The 3,404-nt window shown below is 67.9% G+C and carries 3 protein-coding genes; 2 read left to right on the top strand and 1 reads right to left on the bottom strand.

Annotation, left to right across the window (positions count from 1 at the left end; genetic code table 11):
• Nucleotides 1-109: 109 nt before the first annotated feature.
• Nucleotides 110-991, bottom strand: a complete 882-nt coding sequence (locus ACIHAX_RS37395; protein ID WP_397282379.1) for a helix-turn-helix domain-containing protein — start codon at nt 989-991, stop codon at nt 110-112.
• A 99-nt stretch (nt 992-1,090) separates the two neighbouring features.
• Between ACIHAX_RS37395 and ACIHAX_RS37390 the strand changes: the two genes are divergently transcribed.
• The gene (locus tag ACIHAX_RS37390; protein ID WP_397282377.1) at nt 1,091-1,882 is read left to right on the top strand and encodes an SDR family oxidoreductase; all 792 of its coding nucleotides are present in this window, start codon (nt 1,091-1,093) and stop codon (nt 1,880-1,882) included.
• 1 nt (nt 1,883) lies between these two features.
• Nucleotides 1,884-2,957: a diacylglycerol kinase gene (locus ACIHAX_RS37385; protein WP_397282375.1), complete on the top strand. Its 1,074-nt coding sequence runs from the start codon at nt 1,884-1,886 to the stop codon at nt 2,955-2,957.
• The last annotated feature ends 447 nt before the right edge of the window (nt 2,958-3,404 follow it).

Genomic DNA, 3,404 nt, shown 5'->3' with positions numbered 1-3,404 from the left:
CCGATGGTACTGCACTCGACAGGGTGTGGGAGAGTAGGACACCGCCGGAACATCCTTTCACGAAAGGCCCTCGACACCGTCGAGGGCCTTTCGTCATTTATGCACAGAATTACTTTCCATGCCGACCGGCGGTGAGCGCGTTCGTCAATTCGGCTGCCGCGCTGCGGGTCGCATCGACGAATTCATCGCGTTCCACGCGCGTCGTCGCCACCTGCAATGGCCCCAGCTGAACTTCGTAGGCCGCAGTGCCGCTCGCATCGAAAACCGGGGCCGCGAGATAACTCAGCGGCAATATCTCATCCGAATCCAGCTCCGCCCGCGTGAAAGGCCGGGACGTGAGCGCGGCGAGCTGGCGCAGCGCGCGAGTACGCAGATGCGGTCGCAGCAATTCGGATCCGACCGCGCCGAGCAGATCGGCGAGCAGGTCGACCAGGCCCGCATCGTCGGCGCGCGGCCGGAACACCGCGACCCCGCGTTCACGCACCAGTGCCAGCAGCGCGCCGACGATGCGTTGATCCGCCTCGTCGGCGGTGTTCAGCCACGTATTCTGCTCCTTTGCCGGACGCCACGGCATCACACTCGCGCCGGCCGGGAATTGGAGCGGAATACGATGTCCCACCGGGATTCCCGGCACCGCCCGGTCGACGCCGTGCCGGACGTCGAGCACGGTGAGCCGGTCCGGCTCGATGCGGCTGAACGTGGCGCCATAGCCGGTCCGGGCAGCGAGACCGGCGAGGAGCTCGCCCACGTCCTGTGGAAGCGCGGCGCCGCGCAATCCCACCAGCGCCGGGCCGATGCCGTAACCACGAGCCGGATCGCGCACGACCCAACCGGCCGCGTCCAACTCGACCAGGATCGCGGTCGCGGTCGCGCGCGCGATGCCCAGCCGTTCGGCGATGCCCGCGACGCTGATCGGCTCCCCGGAGGTCGCCAGTAGCGACACGATGTCGACGACGCGCCGCGTGGGCGGCGACGCAGATCGGTCCGGCATGATGGCAACCCCTTGTCCCGGCTCGGTGAGCGACTTACGATGACGAATATTAGATCACGTGCTGTCGAATATTCGTCAGCTGGGCGCTGAGGAGCGTGAATGATTCTGGATCGGTTCCGGATCGATGATCAGGTCGCGATAGTCACCGGCGCAGGTCGTGGCCTGGGCGCGGCGATAGCGGTTGCGTTCGCGGAGGCGGGTGCGAATGTCGTCATCGCCGCACGAACCAAAAGCCAGCTCGATGAGGTAGCCGAGCGGGTTTCCGCCACCGGCCGACAGGCCCACGTGGTGCCCGCGGATCTGAGCGACGCCGAGGCCACAGCGGCACTCGCCGAAGCGGCGGTCGAACGCTTCGGGCGATTGGACATCGTGGTGAACAACGTGGGCGGCGCACTGCCGTGCCCGCTGCTGGACACGACGCCGCAGGCACTGCGGGACGCCTTCGACTTCAATGTCTCGAACGCGCACGCCTTGGTCCGCGCCGCGGTGCCGCGCATGCTCGAAACAGCGGGCGGCGGCTCGATTCTCAACATCACGTCCACGATGGGGCGGCTCCCCGGACGAGCGTTCGCGGCATACGGCACCGCCAAGGCGGCTCTGGCCCATTACACCAAGCTCGCCGCTCTCGACCTCAATCCGCGTATCCGGGTCAACGCCATCGCGCCGGGCTCGATCCTGACCTCCGCACTGGAGGTCGTCGCCGGAAACGACGCCATACGTACCGAATTGGAGTCGAAGACACCGCTGCATCGCATCGGCGAACCGGAGGACATCGCAGCGGCCGCGCTCTATCTGGTGTCCCCTGCGGGGAAGTACCTCACCGGCAAGATTCTCGAGCCCGACGGCGGTTTGATCGTTCCCAACCTCGACCTTCCGATCCCGGACCTGTGACATGACATATCGCGTAGTGCAATGGGGCACCGGCAATGTGGGCAAGCATGCATTGGCCGGCGTAATCGCCCATCCCGACCTGGAATTGACCGGCGTGTGGGTGTCCGGTGCCAAGAGCGGAGCGGACGCGGGGACGCTCGCGGGGCTCGATCAGCCCGTTGGCGTCGCCGCGACGACCGACGCGGAGGCATTGCTCGCGTCGCGTCCGGACTGCGTCGTCTACTGCTGCATGACCGACAACCGGCTGTTCGAAGCCGTACAGGATCTGCAACGCATCCTGGCCGCCGGGATCAATGTCGTCGCGTGCGCACCCGTGTTCTTCCAGTACCCCTACGGCGTGCTGCCCGACGAGTTGCTGAAGCCGGTGCAGGAGGCGGCCGCGCAGGGCAATTCGTCGCTGTGGGTGAACGGCATCGACCCCGGTTTCGCCAACGACCTCCTGCCGCTCGCGCTCGCGGGGACCTGTCTGCGCATCGATCAGCTGCGCTGTCTGGAGATCGTGGACTACGCCAGCTACGACAACCGCGCGGTCATGTTCGACATCATGGGCTTCGGCAAGCCACTCGACGAGATCCCCATGCTGTTGCAGCCCGGCGTGCTGTCGCTCGCCTGGGGCGGCACGGTTCGCCAGCTCGCGGCCGGGATCGGGGTCACCCTCGACGCCGTCACGCAATCTTACGAGCGGATCGCGGCGCCGGAGTCGTTCGACATCGCGACTGGGCACATCGCCGAAGGAACCGCGGCGGCACTGCGTTTCGAAGTGCGGGGCATGGTCGGAGACGTGCCCGTCACGGTCCTCGAGCACGTGACCAGGCTGCGCCCCGACCTGTGCCCGGACTGGCCCCAACCGGCGGACCCGGAGGGCTCCTACCGGGTCGAGATCACCGGCGAGCCCAATTACGCGTTGGACTTGGTGACCTCGAGCCGCAACGGGGATCACAACTACGCGACCGTGCTGGCGACCGGCCTGCGCATCGTCAACGCGATTCCAGCCGTGGTCGCGGCGCCCGCCGGAATTCTCACCGCGCTCGATCTCCCGCTGATCACCGCTCCCGCGCAGCGTCCCGGTCGCTGACCCACCACCCGGCCCACGCGGTACGCGGAGGTAGGAGGTAGAAGGCCTGCGGAGCTACTGGCCCATCGCACGGCGGCCCCGGCCGAGGCTATTCGGCGTACCGCGCGGACTGTGCGCGGTCGAGGTCATCGATGAGCTGCGGCTTGCCGACCGATCGGGCGACCGGCCGACCGACCGACCGGCTGCACGGCGTGCCGGTCGGCCGGCGACAGCGTGTCACGCTATTGGCCCCGCCCGGTCGTGTGACCGGCTCGGCAGCACGCGGAGCTACCCGGCCCGCAGGCGACAGTGCCCCGTCGTCGCCAACTCGGACGCAAACAGCCGACCGGAAGTGTTGGCGCTGTTGCTCGGCCACGCTTCGGGCTCGCCCGTTTCGACTGGCCGCGCAAGTAGGCGGCCCGCGGCGGGGACTACCGGGCTCGCGCCGCGGACAGTGCCCGCTCGATT

The sequence above is a fragment of the Nocardia sp. NPDC051929 genome (assembly GCF_044548645.1).
Taxonomy (GTDB): Bacteria; Actinomycetota; Actinomycetes; order Mycobacteriales; family Mycobacteriaceae; genus Nocardia; species Nocardia sichangensis.
This window is presented reverse-complemented; position numbering and strand designations above follow the sequence as displayed.

Coding starts and splice junctions, on each gene's coding strand:
- ACIHAX_RS37395 (WP_397282379.1), bottom strand. CDS start 991: ATGCCGGACCGATCTGCGTCGCCGCCCACGCGGCGCGTCGTCGACATC.
- ACIHAX_RS37385 (WP_397282375.1), top strand. CDS start 1,884: ATGACATATCGCGTAGTGCAATGGGGCACCGGCAATGTGGGCAAGCAT.
- ACIHAX_RS37390 (WP_397282377.1), top strand. CDS start 1,091: ATGATTCTGGATCGGTTCCGGATCGATGATCAGGTCGCGATAGTCACC.